This window comes from Agrobacterium sp. 6Ca8 (assembly GCF_055382765.1).
Genome location: NZ_AP026433.1, coordinates 548067 through 564719, shown reverse-complemented (window position 1 = coordinate 564719; position 16653 = coordinate 548067). Strand labels below are relative to the sequence as shown.

The following is a 16653-nucleotide window of genomic DNA, read 5'->3' as shown; positions in this document are numbered from 1 at the left end:
GTCGCCTTACGTGAACTGGCTGAGGCCCGGAACCGAAGCGATCACCTGATCGACAGTCTCATCGCCCGCGTGCTGGCGAGCAACGGCGATGGTTTCCTTGGCGAGCGTGGTGATTTCGCTCATGCCGATGCCCTGGCTCATCAGTTGCTGGCCGAGACCCATGATGCCGCCGCCGCCGATCGCGCTCATCAATCCGCCCAGCAGACCGCCGCCACCAGCGCCCTCGCCATTATACTGTGCCACGAGATCGCTGGCACCCGGAATGGCTTCGATCATGCGGGCGATCGGACCATCTGCCGCCTCGCGCTGAAGAAAACCCAGAATCATGCCAACAGCCTTTTCGGCCAGCGCAGGGTCTATGCCCGCCTTTGCGGCGATCTGGTCAACGACTTCGTTCATTCTTGCCTCCTGTTGAAAAACGACGCCAACACCGAATAACTGACGTTAACGTCAACGTAAAACAATCTCATGCCGCATTCAAGCGGGCGGCAGGCGGGTGCGGCAACTTTCATGAAGCGGTTTTTCTTCATCGCCATCAAGCAGTTGTTGCGCCTTGAAACTGTCCTTATAAGATCATCACAACCATACTATGAAAAGGCCGCTTTGGCAGTAGCGGCCAGAGGGTGCCGTAAAAGTTCAATTCGGACATGACCATCTTCAAATCGATCGCGATTTAAGGGGCATGCATCAGTCGCAGGAGAAAATGGTCGATGTTGCAGGACGGACAGATCTATATCGGGACCAGCCGCAATCCGGACGACAGCCTGAACAAGGGTGAATATCTGGAGCTGAAATTCGGCAACCGCCACGGCCTGATCACCGGCGCAACGGGCACGGGCAAGACCGTAACCCTGCAGGTTCTTGCCGAAGGTTTCTCGCAAGCCGGCGTTCCCGTTTTCTGCGCCGATATCAAGGGCGACCTTTCCGGCATAGCCGCCCAGGGCGAAGCCAAGGACTGGGTGCAGAAACGTGCCGAACAGATCGGTTTCACAGATTTTTCCTATGGCAAATCGCCGGTGATCTTCTGGGATCTCTACGGTGAAAAAGGCCATCGCGTGCGCGCCACCATTGCCGAAATGGGCCCGCTGCTGCTGGCGCGACTGATGGATGCTTCGGAAGCCCAGGAAGGCGTGCTCAACATTGCCTTCAAGATCGCCGATCAGGGCGGGTTGCCGCTGCTCGATCTCAAAGACCTGCAATCGCTGCTGAACTACATGGGCGAGAATGCAAGTGCGCTGTCCAGCCAGTTCGGCCTGATTTCCAAGACCTCTGTCGGTTCGCTGCAACGCGGGCTGCTGGTTCTCGAACAGCAGGGTGCCGCAAACTTCTTCGGCGAGCCGGCGCTGAATATTGCCGACATCATGCGCGTCGGCACGGACGGGCGTGGCACGGTTTCGGTTCTCGCCGCCGACAAGCTGATGATGAACCCGCGCCTTTACGCCACCTTCCTGTTGTGGATGCTCTCGGAGCTCTTCGAGGAACTGCCGGAAGTGGGCGACCCGGAAAAGCCGCGTCTGGTGTTCTTTTTCGATGAGGCGCATCTGCTGTTTAACGATGCGCCAAGGGTGCTCGTCGAGCGCGTGGAGCAGGTGGTGCGGCTTATCCGCTCCAAGGGTGTGGGCGTCTACTTCGTGACGCAGAACCCGCTGGACGTGCCGGAAACCGTTCTTGCCCAGCTGGGCAACCGCGTGCAGCATGCGCTTCGCGCCTATACGCCGCGCGAGCAGAAAGCTGTGCGCACCGCAGCCGATACGTTCCGCCAGAACCCCGCCTTCAACACAGCCGACATCATCACCACGCTCGGTACGGGCGAGGCTCTGATTTCGACCCTGCATGACAAGGGCGCGCCCTCCATCGTCGAGCGCACCCTTGTGCGGCCGCCCTCGGGCCGCGTCGGGCCGCTCACCGATGCCGAGCGCAAATTGCTGATGGATACCGGCCCGCTTGCCGGTCAATACGACAGGGATGTGGACCGGGAATCGGCCTTTGAAATCCTCAATGCACGCGCCCAGAAGGCTGCGGAAGCCGAAGCCGCCAAGCGCGCGGAAGAGGAAAATGCCTCCAGCCAGTCCGACAGTGCCTCGGGACGCTGGCGCCTGCCCGGTTTCGGTGACGAGGAACCCACAAAGGCCTCCACCACCGGCGCCCGCAAGACGAGTGGTTATCAGCGCGAAACCGTGATCGAGGCGGCAATGAAAAGTGCCGCCCGCTCGGTTGCCACATCCGTGGGCCGCGCCATCGTGCGCGGCATACTGGGAAGCCTGAAGCGTTAAAACAGATAATCCGCCCGGCCTCGATCAGCCGGACGGATTTTTTCCTGTTAGCGTGACGGTTCACGGCTCGCGATAGAAAATCATGCCGCCGTGGTAGAGCACATCGTCGATGAACTCGCCATCGGCGGTAAAGCCAGTATCATCCCAATAGTCGATATGGTTGCCCCTCACCTCGTAACGCCCCTTATAGGCGCTTTTGCGTTGGCCGCGCGCCTCGTCGTAGCGGCCATCAGGCAAAAGCTCCTGACGGATATGGCCGTCGCCGGTGACCCACATGCCGATATAGGGGTGGCTTTCGGTCTGGGCCACCTTGTCCATATTCCCTTTCACGGCACGATCCTCCTGATGGTGGCCGGTATCGGCGGCGGCCGTTGCGAGTACAAGGGCAAGCGATGTCGAAACAATCTTCATTGTCCCGATCCTCCCTATGCGGCGGTCGGGCGGACGACGATTTCATTGACGTCCACATCGTCGGGTTGTTCGATGGCATAGCGGACTGCGCGGCCAATGGCGTCCGGCTTCAATGCTATGGCCCGGTAGCTTTGCATCAACTCCGCGGCGGCCGGATCGGTGATGGTGTCGGCGAGTTCGCTTTCCACCACGCCGGGATGAATGCAGGTGACCCGCAGGTCGCGGTTTTCCTGCCGCAGCCCGTCCGAAATCGCCCGCACCGCAAATTTCGTCGCGCAATAGACGGCAGCCGTGGGCGAAACGGCGAGCGCACCGATGGAGGCGATGTTGACGATGTGGCCGGATGCGCGGGCGGTCATCTCAGGCAGAACAGCGGCGACGCCATAAAGCACGCCCTTGATGTTGACGTCGATCATGCGGTCCCATTCATCGACCTTGAGGGACGACATCAACGATAGCGGCATGATGCCGGCATTGTTGACGATGACGTCGATCCGTCCGAACGCCTTGCGTCCCGCCTCGGCAAAATCCTCGACACTCTGCCTTTCCGTGACGTTAAGGGGATGCACGACAACCTCAGCGCCCGTTTGGCGCAGTTCGTCGGCCAAAGCCTGCAAACGGTCCATGCGGCGCGCACCCAGAACCAGTTTCGCGCCTGCAGCGGCAAGTTCTCTGGCGATACCCTCACCTATCCCGCTCGACGCACCTGTTATGAGAATAACTTTGTTCAATGTCATGGCTTTCTCCTTGGCTTCACGGCCCGCTTTTTCGAGAGGAGGCCGTTGCAGGAAAGATAAAGCTTTGCCATTGTCGTGATAATTACCTCAATGATAAACTCCATGGATAGATTTGCTAACCAATGAATGTTGATCTCAACGCGCTTTCCACCTTCTGCATGGTTGCAGAGGAACGCAATTTTCGGGCTACGGCGGACAGGCTCGGCGTAACACGGTCAGCCGTCAGCCAGACCATCCGCAGGCTTGAAGAAACGATGGGGATAGCGCTCGTTCAGCGCACAACGCGCAGCGTTAGCCTGACGGAAGCGGGGCAACAGCTTTACGCCGATGTTTCGCCATCCATCGGCAACCTCATGCAAGCGACCCAGGCCGCCTCTTCCCTGAGTGGAATGCCTCGGGGGCAATTGCGGCTTGCCGTTTCCTCGATAGCGGAGCGCTTCTTGTCCGGGCCATTGCTGGCGCGCTTTGCTGAAATCCATCCGGAAGTGCAACTCGATATTGTCGTGACGGACGAGGAATTCGATATCGTCGCCGAACACTACGATGCCGGCGTGCGTCTGGGGGAGCTGATCGCGCAGGATATGATTGCCGTTCCGGTTTCCGGGCCGCAGCGGCAGCTCGCCGTCTGTTCCCCGCAATATCGAGATCGCGTCACCTTACCGACGCAGCCGCGCGAACTGATCCATCACAGATGTATCGGCTGGCGCCCTCGTCCGGACGTTGCGCCATATCGGTGGGAATTTGCCGAACACGGCCGGGAGTTCGCGGTCGCGGTGCAGCCGGACTTCACCACCAACGACATGCAGTTGATGATAAAGCTGGCCTGTGCCGGCGCCGGCATCACATTCGGCATGGAAGAGACCTTCCGTCCCTACCTGCAGAGCGGCCAGCTTGTTTCCATGCTGGAGGACCATTCTCCGACTTTTGCGGGATTTTATCTCTATTATCCCAATCGACGTCATCTTGCGCCGAAGCTCCGCGCCTTTATCGATCACGTTCGGCTACCGAGAAACCGGTAATCTGCCGGAGTAGCCTCCGGCAGATCGGTATATCAGCCCAGAAGGGTTACTTCTTCTGCGACAGCAGCGAGAAGAAAGCGCCCTGCGGGTCCTGGCAATTGACGATCCAGCTCTCGCCGGGAACCTCCATCGGGCCGTTGACGACCTTGCCGCCACCGGTGCTGACCCGGGTGATGGTTTCCTCGATGCCGTCGACGTTGAAATAATAACCCCAATAACAGGTGGGCGCACCCGCCATACATTTCATCATGCCGCCGACGACCTTGCCGTTATGGGCGAAGATGCGATACGGGCCCATTTCTGCGCCCATGTCAAAATCATGGTCCTTGGTCCAGCCAAAGACCTCACCGTAAAAGGCTATGGCGTCGTCGACATTGTTGGTGGCAAGTTCGTACCAGCCGACGTGACCCGGCAGGTTCTGCGTCTCCTGCGGAAAACCGCCGGTTTCCATCGGCAGCGGCGTCATGATGCACAGAACCGCACCGGAAGGATCAGCCACCACGGCGAAACGGCCGATCTCCGGGATATCCTGCGGCGGACGCCTGACCGAACCGCCCCTTTCCGCGAAAAGTTTTGCCGTGGCGTCCACATCGTCAACGCCGACATAACCGGTCCAGTTGGGCGGAATACCCTGGCCCTTGTGTTCTTCGGTCAGTTCCATGATGCCGCCCATGCCTTTGCCATCGGCTTCCAGCACCAGATAGGGCATTTCCGGCGAACCGAAATCCTTGGTCTGCCAGCCAGCGACATGACCATAGAAGCGGGCACCCTGCTCCATGTCAGCCGTCATCAGTTCAACCCATATGAATTTTCCGTGTGTATCGGACATTGAATCTCTCCGGGGTTATGGCGTCATTTTTCTGGCGATCGGCCGCCGCAGGACGCGGCAGCGCATTATTCGGCGTGATCGGGCAAATTCCAGCGGGGCGTCACGCCTTGCGCTGGAACTCCGATGTCATGAAGGTCTTGAAACTGCCATCCGGCTGCCGGACGCTGCCGGAAAAGCTGCGGTTATTGTCGTCGTGCAGCACCAGCACGTCGCGATAGGTATCGATGCGGCCGGAACCGTCAAAGGCCGGTCCTTCCGCTTCGAGTGTCAGGGTCTTGCCGTCGTCTTCCAGCCAGCCCTTGTAGACCCAGAGATTGGTCATCATCGACCCCACCCAGGTGCCGACGAAATGGCCCTTGGCAGGGTCGAAACCCACGGTGATGACAGCCGTCATCTCCGTCCCGTCAGGCATCTTTTCGGTGCCGTGCCCGATGATCCACAGCCCGCCGATGGAGCTGACGGTTTCGGTGAACCGCTGGGCGGGATCATCGGGATCGTATCCCTCATGCCCGGAACTGGCGGTCATGACCCAGTCGCCGACGATCCTGCCCAGGAACGCGTGTTCCTTCTGCGGCTTGGCATTTTCCATTGTCGTCTCCTCCTCCTCGTCCTATTTCAGTGGCAGCAAGACGCGGCCTTGGGCTCGTCCTCGTACTGGTCGTGCCGGCGCACCCAATCCATTACACCCTCTTCATTACGGCCTTTTGGCACCAGATCGAGCAGCATCAATGTACCGAGCGTCTCTTCCATGCCGCGGGCATAGGCGGAATAGCTATGGTAAATCCTGCCGTCCTCGCCCTTGGCGAAAATGCTGACGCCGTGCAGGTCCTTCAGGTCGCCCATCGGCTCGATCTCACGGTAATTGTAGGTGATCGCCCCGCTCTCGATATCCTCATCACGGAAGGAGGCCTGATAATCATAGTTGAAGTCGCTGCCGTTGGCCGAGACCCAAGGGAATTTCCAGCCCATGCGTTTTTTATAGGCCTCGATCTTTTCGAGCGGTGCGCGCGAGACCGCAACGAAACCCGCATCGCCGTGCTTCAGGTGAACCATCGCACCATCGACATGGTCGGCGAAAAAGGAACAGCCGGTGCAGCCCTCCTCCCAGTCGGGTGCCAGCATGAAGTGGTATACGATGAGCTGGCTGCAATTGCCGAAGAGTTCCTTCAGCGATTTCGGGCCGGACGGCGCGTCGAAAATATAATCTTTCGTCACCTCTTCCCATGGCAATGCGCGGCGCGCCTCGTTCAGCCTGTCGCGCGCGCGGGTCAATTCCTTTTCCTTCACCAGCAGATCGCGGCGGGCCGCAAGCCACTCCTCATTAGAAACAACGGGATGAGACATGATCTTTCCTCCTTGGATCCGTCTTTCACCACGGCACCGCTCCGCCTCCATGGTGGGCGCCGCCTGTGTCTGCATTGAAAGCCAGGAAAACCGTCAGCAAGGCGACAGGTTCCGCTTGACTAATTACGTTGATATCAACATATATAGTCCATGTCAAACGCCAGCGTGATTCCTTTTTCGGCAACTCTTTTAGTGCGGGACTCCTGTCTTTGCCTGCATGCGCAACGTGCAGCGCGGGCGCTGGCGCGGCTGTTCGATAACGCATTGAAGCCAGTCGGCATCAACAACGGCCAATTTTCCCTGCTGATGTCACTCAACCGGCCGGAGCCGCCGCCGATGGGGCCGGTCGCCAATCTTCTGGCCATGGACCGCACGACGCTGACGGCAGCGCTGAAGCCACTGGAGCGGCGTGGGCTGGTCAGTATCGAGCAGGACCCAAAGGACAAGCGCGGCAAGCGGCTGCGGCTGACGGTGGAAGGCATGGCCGTACTCACAGCTGCCTTCCCTATATGGCAACAGACCCACGCCGAAATCGAGGCCCGCATCGGCAGCGGCGACCCCGACAGGCTGCGCCGCGACCTCATTGATCTCGGCTGACGGGAAAAGCGGCATATTGCCACTTTTACCCGTGAAAATGTCATCTACCCGTCGTGCCGGACGGTGAAACTAACGAGGAAGACGCAACAAGGGAGGAAACCATGCGTGTTATCGTTTTCGTAAAGGCCACCCGCGGCAGTGAGGATGGCATAATGCCGACCACCGAACTGATGGAAGCCATGGGCAAGTTCAACGAAGAACTGGTCAATGCCGGCATCATGCTTTCCGGTGATGGCCTCCACCCTTCCTCCAAAGGCAAGAGAGTTGTTTTCGATGGTGACAGCCGCAGCGTGATCGACGGCCCCTTCCCGCACACCAGCGAGCTGGTTGCCGGCTTCTGGCTCTGGAAGGTGAAGGACATGGATGAGGCCGTGGAGTGGGTGAAGCGTTGCCCCAACCCGATGCTGGAGCGCAGCGAAATCGAAATCCGCCCGATGTTCGAAATGGAGGATTTCGGCGACGCGGTGACACCTGAAATCGCCGAACATGTGGAAAAACTGCGCGAGCGCGTGGCAAAACAGTAAGGGCGCCGCGCTTGAGGGCTGGAGAATGCGGGTCGCCGTATTCTCCGGCACCACCCGCCTCTTCAAAAGCCATTGCCTCGAACCCCTGCCGCTGTTAATTGTTGGACTGTTGAACACGTATCAAGAAAGGAGGCTTCGCATGGATATTTCCTGCTTCTGGCGCAACCGCCAGATCTGCCACCTTTTTGCCCTGCAGACGCGTTTGCAGGGCTGACCGGAACACCAAAACTCTGGTTTGCCCGAAAGGCCGCGCAGAATGCAGCTTGTCTGCCCTTGCGCATGTTTTCACGACGGATCACCTCGAACCGATATCCCGTACTGCATTGTCGCAGACCACGGTTCGTCACAGATCCGTTTTGCCAGAGACAATTTCATGACCCTTATCACGCTTCGAAACCTCGGAATCATTCTGGGAAAGCCGCTTTTTTCCAATCTTGGCCTCACCGTGAATGCCGGAGACCGCATCGGCATCGTCGCTGCGAATGGCCACGGCAAATCCACCCTGCTGAATTGCCTCGCCGGTGAACTGGACGCTACCAGCGGTGATATCACCCGGCTGCGCGGGCTGACGCAGTCCATCGTCCACCAGCACCTGCCCTCCCCGCTTCTGGAAAAGACGATGCGGGACGCCGTGCTTTCCGCCCTGCCGGCGGATGAGATGGACAATGAGAGCTGGCGCGCCGACATTATTTTTGATGCCATGCTGGTGCCGGAACCCTATCGTCATCGCCATTTGAAAGAGCTGAGCGGTGGCTGGCAGCGACTTGCCATGCTGGCGCGGGCGTGGATCACCGAGCCTGACGTTCTCCTGCTCGATGAGCCAACCAACCATCTCGACCTCGAGAAAATCAACGTGCTGGAAAGCTGGCTCGGTCAATTGCCGCGCGACACGGCGGTCGTCATCGTCAGTCATGACCGCGCCTTTCTCGACAATGTCACGAAGACCACGCTGTTCCTGCGGCCGGAAAATTCGGCGCTGTTCCGGCTGCCTTACGGCCATGCGCGTACGGCACTCGAAGAGGAGGATGCCGCCGATGAGCGGCGTTTCCAGCGCGACATGAAAACCGCGCAGCAATTGCGCCGACAGGCCGCCAAGCTCAACAATATCGGCATCAATTCTGGCAGCGATCTTCTGACCGTCAAGACCAAGCAATTGCGCCAGCGTGCCGAGAAACTGGAGGAGAATGCGCGCCCAGCACATAGCGAGCGCTCCGCCGGCAAGATCCAGCTCGCCAATCGCGGTACGCATGCCAAGGTTCTGGTCACTCTGGAGGATGTGCCGGTCTCGACGCCGGACGGGACATTGCTGTTTCGCACCGGCCGGCAATTTGTCCACCAGGGCGACCGCATCGTCATTCTCGGCCGCAACGGCGTCGGCAAGACGCGGCTGATCTCGCTTCTGAAAGCGGCAGTGATGGATGAAGGCCAAATACAGGACGGCATAAAGGCCACGCCTTCGCTGGTGGCCGGATATGTCGATCAGTCGCTTGCCGAAATCGACGACGACAGCACGCCATTTGCGCTCATGACCCGCCGATTCGACATTGGCGACCAGCGCATACACGGCCTGCTTGCGGGTGCCGGTATCGACATGGAAATGCAGAAACGTCGCATAGCAACGCTTTCCGGCGGCCAGAAGGCGCGGCTCGCCATGCTGGCGCTGCGGTTGGCGGAACCGAATTTCTACCTGCTGGACGAGCCCACCAACCATCTTGATATAGATGGGCAGGAAGCGCTTGAGGCGGAAATCATCAACCGTTCGGCCAGTTGCGTCTTCGTCTCGCATGACAGGAGTTTCGTGCGGGCGGTCGGAACACGTTTCTGGCTGATCGACAAGCGCAGGCTGGTGGAAGTCGACGATCCCGAAGCGTTTTTCGCGTCGGCATGAGGCCCGTCAAACGGGCTGAGAGTAAAACAAGCGAAACGCCCGTCAGCCCAGCAGGCTGGCGAGGCGTGGATCACCGGAAAAATCCGCGACCGCAAACCCTGTTCTGCGCATCGGAAATTCGCACAGTGCCTGCACCCCGGTCTTCGACAGGCGGATGCGCCAGCTCATCCGTTCCACCGGCATTTTTTCGGCAAAGGCTTTCGGCGACAGCACCGCGATATTGAGGCCGCCTGCGGGATCGCGCACCGAGCGGTAGAGGATCGCCTCGATCTTTGCCAGACGCGCCTGCTCGGCCAGCGCCTGGCATGGCTCGTAATTCTGCAGGTCGGTCCACAGCGCCTCGTCCCGGTTCAATTCCGGTTGCGTCAGGTCCAGCGCCGCATCGGTGGCGATACAGGCGGCAAAGGCGGAATAGTCGGCGGGATTGGCAGGCAGCGGTGTGCCGGGAGATTCCGCATAAAACAGCAGCCGGTAGAAGGCCATTTCGGCAAGCGCGGTTTCCACCTTGGCTGCGGCATAATAAACGCCTTCGGTAAAGCCAGCCCGGCGGAAACGCGAGCCATATGGATAAGCCGCACCATACCGGAAGGGCGTGGCAAGAAGATAATCGAGCCCGGCGCATTCCGGCGGAAAGGGCCGCTTGCTCGCCTCCAGAATATCTTCCAGCAGCGATTGCTCCTCCACCGTATCCACCAGCTTCATGGTGGAAACCTGATGCTGCGCTTCCACCAGCCGCCAGTATTTTCCCGATGCGGCGCGCTTTTCAGACAGGAGCGCGTCGGGCGTCCAGATAGGAGAGGACATCGATCAATCCGGTAATGGTGGTGAGCCTCTCGGCAGGCACGGCGTTGAGCGCCGTATTGTGATTGCGCAGCCAGTTTTTGGCTACCGCCTCATCGCCGCCGGCGATTGCATCCAGCGAACGGAAAACCCGGATCAGCAGCACCGCAAGCTCGAAAGACTTGGCGCCCGGCTCCAGCAGGAAATCGAGCCGCTTCATACGCGACACCGTCGGGGCGGAAACACCGAGAATATCCGCGGTGCGGGCGGCATTAAGGCCCAGCCGCTCGGCAGCGGTCATAACGGCCTTGGTGACGACCCTACCCTGCGAAGCAGGATCCATGGCAGTCTTGGCGTGAATATTCATGGCATACATCCTTTCCTTAGAAAGAATATAGCACTTTTCTTTCCACAAACAAGAAGGCCGGGGATTAACCCGGCCTTGCTGCTGAAACTTGCTGGATCAGGCCACAGAGACCGGCACTTCCGTGGAGGTGCGCATGGCGTGGCTGTAAGGGCACACGATGTGGGCGGCGGCTACCAGTTCTTCTGCCTTTTCGCGCTCAAGACCGGGAATGTTGACCTTCAGCGACACTTCGATGCCGAAGCCGGTGCCGTCTTCGCGCGGACCGATGCCAACGGTTGCCGTCACAGTCGTGTCTTCAGGAATCTTTACCTTCTGCTTGCCGGCGACAGCCTTCAAGGCGCCGAGGAAGCAGGCGGAATAACCGGCTGCGAAAAGCTGCTCCGGATTGGTGCCGCGGGCGCCATCGCCGCCGAGTTCCTTCGGAACGGTCAGCGTTACGTCGAGCACGCCGTCTTCCGACTTGGCGTTGCCGGCGCGGCCACCGGTGGCGGATGCTTTGGTCGTGTAGAGAATAGGCATGGCATTTACTCCCGTTGGGTTGGTGTTGGGTTTCTTATAATGCGCAATTCAATTGTGCGCAATATAATTTTGCACATTGAATAAAAAATTGTTTTTTGCGATAATTTCACGAAATTTCGCCGCGCATCCATGTGGCAGGAACCGAAAGGCAGGGCTGATTGTTCCCTTCCCGGTTGATTTTTGGAGCAGAACAATGGGCGCAGAGAGCGATGACACCAATTTGGAAAGCCTGTTGAGGCTGGACCAGCAGATATGCTTTGCCCTTTACGGCGCGGCGCACGCTTTCACCCGCGCCTATAAGCCGCTGCTGGACCCGATCGGCCTGACCTATCCGCAATATCTGGTCATGATGGCCCTGTGGGAAAAGGAAACCTCCACCGTCAAGGCGCTCGGTGAAATGCTGGGCCTCGATTCGGGCACGCTTTCGCCGTTGCTGAAAAGGCTGGAACATGCCGGGCTGATCACCCGCAAACGCGGAACTGTTGACGAGCGGCAGGTGCTGGTGGCCGTAACGCCCAAGGGCGCCGATCTCAAAAAGGAGGGCGTGAAGATCATGGCGGCAATCGGCGACGCCACGGGCTGCGGGCTGGAGGAACTGGTGCAACTGCGGGACCAGGTGAATGCGCTGAAGGAAAATATCGCCCGGCCGTGATCCCGAAAAAACAAAGGCGGCACAAGGCCGCCTTTTTATTCGAACAGGCTTGGCTTACTGCCAAACAACCACACGCGCCTTCTGCGGCACGCGGTCATAGAGGTCGATGACGTCCTGGTTCATCAGGCGTACGCAGCCGGAAGAGACGGCCTTGCCGATGGAGTTCCATTCCGGCGATCCATGCAGGCGGTAAAGCGTGTCCTTGCCGTTCTGGAAGATATAGAGCGCGCGGGCACCGAGCGGGTTTTTCAGGCCCGGTGGCATGCCGCCGTTCTTGGAAGAATATTTGACCAGTTCCGGCTGGCGGGCGACCATTTCGTCCGGCGGGGTCCATTTCGGCCATTTCTGGCGCCACTGGATGACGCCTTCGCCGGACCAGGCGAAACCATCGCGGCCGATGCCGACGCCGTAACGCATGGCGCTGCCGCCCTGCTCCACGACATAGAGGAAACGCGAGCGCGTATCCACGACGACGGTGCCGGGGCGTTCGCCGGTCGGATCGACTACGCGCTGACGATAATAACGCCGGTCGATCTTCTGGTAGGGAACCGCGGGAATGACGTAACCGCCATCCTCGACCGAACCGTACATGACGGCCAGTTCCGCATCGCTAACGCCCGACGAGAACATCTGGCGGAAATCGCTGCCGATGCTGCTCGCCTGCTGGCGAATGGCTTCACCCGTGCCGGAAGAAGCGCAGCCCGCCAGCAACGAAGCGGAGGAAATACCCAGAAGGGAAAGGAAAGTGCGTCTGGAAAGATCTGTGTCGGTGCTTGTCATAAGGCCGGATTGTCCCACATTTCGAACGGCTATATCGCCGTTGTACATCGTTTGTTCCACGTACACAGGCGTATTGCGAAAATAGTTAACCGACCGCTAAAAGCCAGCCAGAAGGAGCTGGGGGAACCCCACGATGCAGCGCTTTCTTTTAGAAAGTGGTCAGATAACCACAATCTGTGCGCCCTTCGGTACGCGCTCGTAGAGGTCGATCACATCCTGATTGAGCATGCGCACGCAGCCGGACGAAGTTGCCTTGCCGACGGACTGCCAGTCGGGCGTTCCGTGCACGCGGTAAAGCGTGTCCTTGCCGTCCTTGAAAATGTAAAGGGCACGCGCGCCGAGCGGGTTGTTGAGACCCGGCGTCATGCCGCCATTGGCGGCGGAAATGGAGGTGAGTTCCGGCTGGCGCCTGACCATTTCGTCGGGCGGCGTCCAGCGCGGCCATTTCGCCTTCCACTGGATCTTGCCGCGACCCGACCAGGCGTAACCGTCGCGCCCGAGGCCAACGCCATACCGGATAGCCTTGCCGCCCGGCTGCACCAGATAGAGAAAATGCTGCTTTGTATCCACGACGATTGTACCCGGCGCTTCCGCCGTCTGGTAGCTCACCTCCTGCCGGAGATAACGCGGATCGATGCGACCATAGGGAATGGCCGGCAGGGACCGGTCATCATCGCGGATCGGGCCATACATGACCCGGTGCAGCGGATTGGAGACCGGAAGCCCATAGGCCATCGCCTGACCCTGCGCCTGCGGCACATTCAATCCCTGCACCTGCGGCGCGCTCAGGCCCTGCCCGCGCACCGGCGGACCGTATTCCTGATGGAAGCGGGTTCTGAACAGATCCGGAGGGCGCGTGGAAAGCTGACCCGGCTGTGGTGGCAGTTCCGGCTGGCGATTGGAGCTTACGGAATTGAAATTGAACACCGGCGCCGTTTCCTGAACGAAGACGTCCGGGTTCATCCGGCTCGTATCCGTCACGAAAAGGCAGCCGCTCAGGAAAGGCAGCAGCGCAATGACCGCCAGCGAGGCCGCCCGGCGGCAGTTTTTCAATAGGAGTGCTGTCATCTGAACCGCTTCATGAAACCAAGTTTGAAGGCATGATGCATTGCGCGGCTGGCGCGAGGCTGGTGTGTGCCTTTCAAAAAAAATCGGAAAAGCGCATTTTTGCCCTTGAACCTCTAGTTGCTAGAGGTGCCAGATTGGCTGTCGAGTGGAATTCAGGAGCTAGAACCATGAATATTTCGACACGCGGCAGTTTGAACGGGGAATCAGGAGACCTGACCTTCACGGTCGGCGGCATGGATTGCGGCAGCTGTGCGGCGAAGATCGAAACGGCGCTCTCCCGCCTGCCCGGCGTTGCCGACGTCAAGGTCTCCGTTGCGCGCGAAAGGCTGAACCTTTCGCTGGCGGAAGACAAAACGTCGGTCGCAAAAATCGAGGATACGCTGCGCAAACTTGGCTTCAAGCCCGCTTTGCTGCCGCAGGACAAGGCTCCGCGCGAAAAGATTGCGGCGGAACATCACGATCATGGGCATGATCATGACCATTCATCGTGCGGTGGTCATCACCATGCGGAAGCAGCACCGAGCATCGAGCAGAAAAATGCCCTGACCTTCTCTGTCGGCGGCATGGATTGCGCCAGCTGCGCGGCCAAGATCGAAACCGCGCTCTCGCGTCTGCCCGGTGTTGCCGACGTCAAGGTATCCGTTGCGCGCGAAAGGCTGAACCTTTCTCTGGCAGATAACAAAACCCCGGTCGACAAGATCGAGGACACGCTGCGCAAGCTCGGCTTCAAGCCTGCCTTGCTGCCGCAGGAAAAAACCGCACTCGGCAAGGTCGAAGAACATAATCACGATCATGCAGACGACCATGACCATGGATCATGCGGCGGTCATCACGGCCATGATCACGATCACAAACATGATCATTCAGGCCACGACCATTCAAGCTGCGGCGGCCACCATCATGACGATGCGAAGCACGCGCATAGCCACGGGAGCGTTGAAACCGTCGCGCAGAGCGCCGACATAGGCCACGCCCATGGCGCGGATGAAAAAGGCGTGTGGTGGCGCACCGCCAAGGCGCGCAACACCTTCACCGGCACCATTCTCGTGGCCATTGCCTATGCGGCGGAGCTTGGCTTCCCGGCATGGGGCAGTTACGCCTTCATTGTCGCAACGCTGGTCACGCTGTTTCCCATTGCGCGCAACGCCTTCAACGCCGCGCGTTTCGGGGCGATCTTCACCATAGAGATGCTGATGACGATTGCCGCCATCGGCGCCATCATCATTGGCGAGGCGGAAGAAGCGGCGATCGTCGTGCTGCTGTTCTCCGTTGGCGAGTTGCTGGAAGGCTTTGCCGCCGCACGTGCCCGCTCGGGCATCAAGGCTCTCGGTTCCCTGCTGCCAAAAACGGCACTGGTGGAAGAAAACGGTACGCTCCGGCAGGTGGCCGCCGATAAGGTTCGCATCGGACAGGTGGTCGTGGCGCGTCCGGGCGACCGCATTGCCGCCGATGGCGTGGTGATGGAAGGCGAATCCAGCGTCGACGAATCGCCGATGACCGGCGAGAGCATTCCGGTCGCCAAGGAAAAAGGCGCACGCGTCTTTGCGGGTTCGATCAACCATGACGGTTCGCTGCGCATTCGGGTCGACCGCGCGCCGGAAGACAACACCATTGCCCGCATCATCACGCTCGTTGAAGAAGCACAGGACGCCCGCGCCCCGACCGAGCGCTTTATCCAGAACTTCTCGCGTTATTACATGCCGCTGATCGTCGCGATTTCGGCACTTACCATCGTCGTGCCGCCGCTTGTGGGCCTTGGCGATTGGGACACCTGGATCTATCGCGGTCTCGCCCTGCTGCTGATCGGTTGCCCCTGCGCACTCGTCATTTCCGTTCCGGCTGCCATCGCCTCCAGCCTTTCGGCTGCGGCACGGCACGGTATGTTGGTGAAGGGCGGTGCGGTTATCGAGATGCTGGCACGCACCGAAACCGTGGCCTTCGACAAGACCGGCACGCTGACGCTCGGCGAACCTGTCGTGACGGATGTGGTGGCTCTTGACGGCAACGAGGCCGGGCTGATCGCGCAAGCCGCGACCATCGAGAACGAGTCCAGCCATCCGCTTGCCAGAGCCATCGTCAACCATGCCAACAAGGCAGGCGTAACTCCCCTGCCCGGCTCGGAGATCAAGGCGATTTCCGGTCGTGGCATGCAGGGCACCGTCGGCGGAAAGCGCCTGTTCATCGGCGCGCCGCGTTTTGCAACCGAAGTCGGGACCGTATCGACGGAACTTGCAGAGCGCATTTCCGCACTGGAAAGCGAAGGCAAGACCGTGGCCGTCGTCATGGCCGAGGGTGCGGCAAGCGGTCTCTTCGCCATGCGCGACGAACCGCGCAAGGATGCGGCAGAAGGCATCAAGGCACTGAAGGAGATGGGTATTTCCTCGCTTATGCTGTCTGGCGACAATGCCCGCACGGCAAAGGCAATCGGCAACAAGCTGGGACTTGAAGCGCGCGGCGAACTCCTGCCGCAGAACAAGGTCGAGGAAATCCGCAAGCTTGCCCAGAAGAAAACCGTGGTGATGGTGGGCGACGGTATCAACGATGCGCCCGCCCTCGCGGCTGCAAGCGTCGGTGTCGCCATCGGCTCAGGCACGGATGTGGCGATGGAAGCGGCGGATGCGGCGTTGATGCGCAACAATGTCGGCGATGCTGCCCGCCTGATCGGCCTATCGCGCGCCACCATGCGCAATATTCACCAGAACGTAACGATCGCGCTCGGCCTGAAGGCGGTATTCCTGGTGACAACGGTTACCGGCCTCTCCGGCCTGTGGCTCGCTGTCTTCGCCGACACCGGCGCTACGGTTCTCGTCACCGCCAATGCCATGCGGCTGCTCGGCTACTTCAAGAAGAGCGCCTGACTTTACG

19 protein-coding genes are annotated in these 16653 nt (G+C 59.8%); 8 read left to right on the top strand and 11 right to left on the bottom strand.

Translation table 11 applies throughout. The annotated features are described in order from the left end of the window. Positions 1 to 6: 6 nt before the first annotated feature. Entirely contained in the window at positions 7 to 399 is a 393-nt protein-coding gene (locus ACZ5A6_RS02805) for a hypothetical protein (RefSeq protein WP_464111044.1), read from the bottom strand. Positions 400 to 710: 311 nt separating this feature from the next. Here ACZ5A6_RS02805 and ACZ5A6_RS02800 point away from each other — a divergent pair, with 311 nt between their 5' ends. Beyond that, positions 711 to 2273 (top strand): helicase HerA-like C-terminal domain-containing protein, encoded by a 1563-nt coding sequence (locus ACZ5A6_RS02800; RefSeq protein ID WP_025592733.1) that lies wholly within the window; start codon positions 711 to 713, stop codon positions 2271 to 2273. Positions 2274 to 2333: 60 nt separating this feature from the next. On the opposite strand, the gene ACZ5A6_RS02795 is transcribed toward ACZ5A6_RS02800, so the two are convergent. Both ACZ5A6_RS02795 and ACZ5A6_RS02790 read right to left on the bottom strand, forming a co-directional pair. Continuing rightward, a complete protein-coding gene (locus ACZ5A6_RS02795) occupies positions 2334 to 2684 on the bottom strand; it encodes an Atu4866 domain-containing protein (RefSeq protein ID WP_174061553.1) in 351 nt (116 codons plus the stop codon). A gap of 14 nt (positions 2685 to 2698) precedes the next feature. Next, positions 2699 to 3421, bottom strand: a complete 723-nt coding sequence (locus ACZ5A6_RS02790) for an SDR family oxidoreductase (RefSeq protein ID WP_065658170.1) — start codon at positions 3419 to 3421, stop codon at positions 2699 to 2701. A 122-nt stretch (positions 3422 to 3543) separates the two neighbouring features. Here ACZ5A6_RS02790 and ACZ5A6_RS02785 point away from each other — a divergent pair, with 122 nt between their 5' ends. Continuing rightward, a complete protein-coding gene (locus ACZ5A6_RS02785; protein ID WP_174061554.1) occupies positions 3544 to 4440 on the top strand; it encodes a LysR family transcriptional regulator in 897 nt (298 codons plus the stop codon). Between the two features lie 46 nt (positions 4441 to 4486). Here the strand turns inward: ACZ5A6_RS02785 and ACZ5A6_RS02780 are convergent, their stop codons facing one another. The 3 genes from ACZ5A6_RS02780 to ACZ5A6_RS02770 all read right to left on the bottom strand — a co-directional run bounded on the left by ACZ5A6_RS02780 (position 4487) and on the right by ACZ5A6_RS02770 (position 6613). Continuing rightward, positions 4487 to 5269, bottom strand: coding sequence for a VOC family protein (locus ACZ5A6_RS02780; protein ID WP_174061555.1), 783 nt, complete (start codon positions 5267 to 5269; stop codon positions 4487 to 4489). A 100-nt stretch (positions 5270 to 5369) separates the two neighbouring features. Continuing rightward, the gene (locus tag ACZ5A6_RS02775; RefSeq protein WP_174061556.1) at positions 5370 to 5858 is read right to left on the bottom strand and encodes a DUF1579 domain-containing protein; all 489 of its coding nucleotides are present in this window, start codon (positions 5856 to 5858) and stop codon (positions 5370 to 5372) included. Between the two features lie 26 nt (positions 5859 to 5884). Continuing rightward, on the bottom strand, positions 5885 to 6613 hold the full coding sequence (locus tag ACZ5A6_RS02770) for a DUF899 domain-containing protein (RefSeq protein WP_003511917.1): 729 nt from the start codon (positions 6611 to 6613) through the stop codon (positions 5885 to 5887). Positions 6614 to 6763: 150 nt separating this feature from the next. On the opposite strand from ACZ5A6_RS02770, the gene ACZ5A6_RS02765 reads away from it, so the two are divergent. From ACZ5A6_RS02765 to ACZ5A6_RS02750, 4 genes are all read left to right on the top strand, one after another. Further along, positions 6764 to 7210, top strand: coding sequence for a MarR family winged helix-turn-helix transcriptional regulator (locus tag ACZ5A6_RS02765; RefSeq protein ID WP_013635660.1), 447 nt, complete (start codon positions 6764 to 6766; stop codon positions 7208 to 7210). A 101-nt stretch (positions 7211 to 7311) separates the two neighbouring features. After that, positions 7312 to 7734, top strand: a complete 423-nt coding sequence (locus tag ACZ5A6_RS02760) for a YciI family protein (protein ID WP_464111043.1) — start codon at positions 7312 to 7314, stop codon at positions 7732 to 7734. 25 nt (positions 7735 to 7759) lie between these two features. Beyond that, a complete protein-coding gene (locus ACZ5A6_RS02755) occupies positions 7760 to 7948 on the top strand; it encodes a hypothetical protein (protein WP_174061411.1) in 189 nt (62 codons plus the stop codon). Positions 7949 to 8107: 159 nt separating this feature from the next. Further along, the gene (locus tag ACZ5A6_RS02750; RefSeq protein ID WP_174061558.1) at positions 8108 to 9622 is read left to right on the top strand and encodes an ABC-F family ATP-binding cassette domain-containing protein; all 1515 of its coding nucleotides are present in this window, start codon (positions 8108 to 8110) and stop codon (positions 9620 to 9622) included. A gap of 42 nt (positions 9623 to 9664) precedes the next feature. Here ACZ5A6_RS02750 and ACZ5A6_RS02745 read toward each other — a convergent pair whose 3' ends face one another. The 3 genes from ACZ5A6_RS02745 to ACZ5A6_RS02735 all read right to left on the bottom strand — a co-directional run bounded on the left by ACZ5A6_RS02745 (position 9665) and on the right by ACZ5A6_RS02735 (position 11288). Then, entirely contained in the window at positions 9665 to 10426 is a 762-nt protein-coding gene (locus ACZ5A6_RS02745; RefSeq protein ID WP_174061559.1) for an RES family NAD+ phosphorylase, read from the bottom strand. Continuing rightward, a complete protein-coding gene (locus ACZ5A6_RS02740; RefSeq protein WP_003511907.1) occupies positions 10386 to 10769 on the bottom strand; it encodes an MbcA/ParS/Xre antitoxin family protein in 384 nt (127 codons plus the stop codon). The genes ACZ5A6_RS02745 and ACZ5A6_RS02740 overlap by 41 nt, the downstream gene beginning before the upstream one ends. 96 nt (positions 10770 to 10865) lie before the next feature. Beyond that, positions 10866 to 11288 (bottom strand): organic hydroperoxide resistance protein, encoded by a 423-nt coding sequence (locus ACZ5A6_RS02735; protein WP_003511906.1) that lies wholly within the window; start codon positions 11286 to 11288, stop codon positions 10866 to 10868. 193 nt (positions 11289 to 11481) lie between these two features. Here ACZ5A6_RS02735 and ACZ5A6_RS02730 point away from each other — a divergent pair, with 193 nt between their 5' ends. After that, entirely contained in the window at positions 11482 to 11940 is a 459-nt protein-coding gene (locus ACZ5A6_RS02730; protein WP_003511901.1) for a MarR family winged helix-turn-helix transcriptional regulator, read from the top strand. 54 nt (positions 11941 to 11994) lie between these two features. On the opposite strand, the gene ACZ5A6_RS02725 is transcribed toward ACZ5A6_RS02730, so the two are convergent. Further along, a complete protein-coding gene (locus ACZ5A6_RS02725) occupies positions 11995 to 12720 on the bottom strand; it encodes a L,D-transpeptidase (RefSeq protein WP_013635657.1) in 726 nt (241 codons plus the stop codon). A 159-nt stretch (positions 12721 to 12879) separates the two neighbouring features. Further along, positions 12880 to 13788, bottom strand: a complete 909-nt coding sequence (locus tag ACZ5A6_RS02720) for a L,D-transpeptidase (RefSeq protein ID WP_019564146.1) — start codon at positions 13786 to 13788, stop codon at positions 12880 to 12882. 167 nt (positions 13789 to 13955) lie between these two features. On the opposite strand from ACZ5A6_RS02720, the gene ACZ5A6_RS02715 reads away from it, so the two are divergent. Continuing rightward, entirely contained in the window at positions 13956 to 16646 is a 2691-nt protein-coding gene (locus ACZ5A6_RS02715; protein WP_174061561.1) for a heavy metal translocating P-type ATPase, read from the top strand. Positions 16647 to 16653 lie beyond the last annotated feature (7 nt).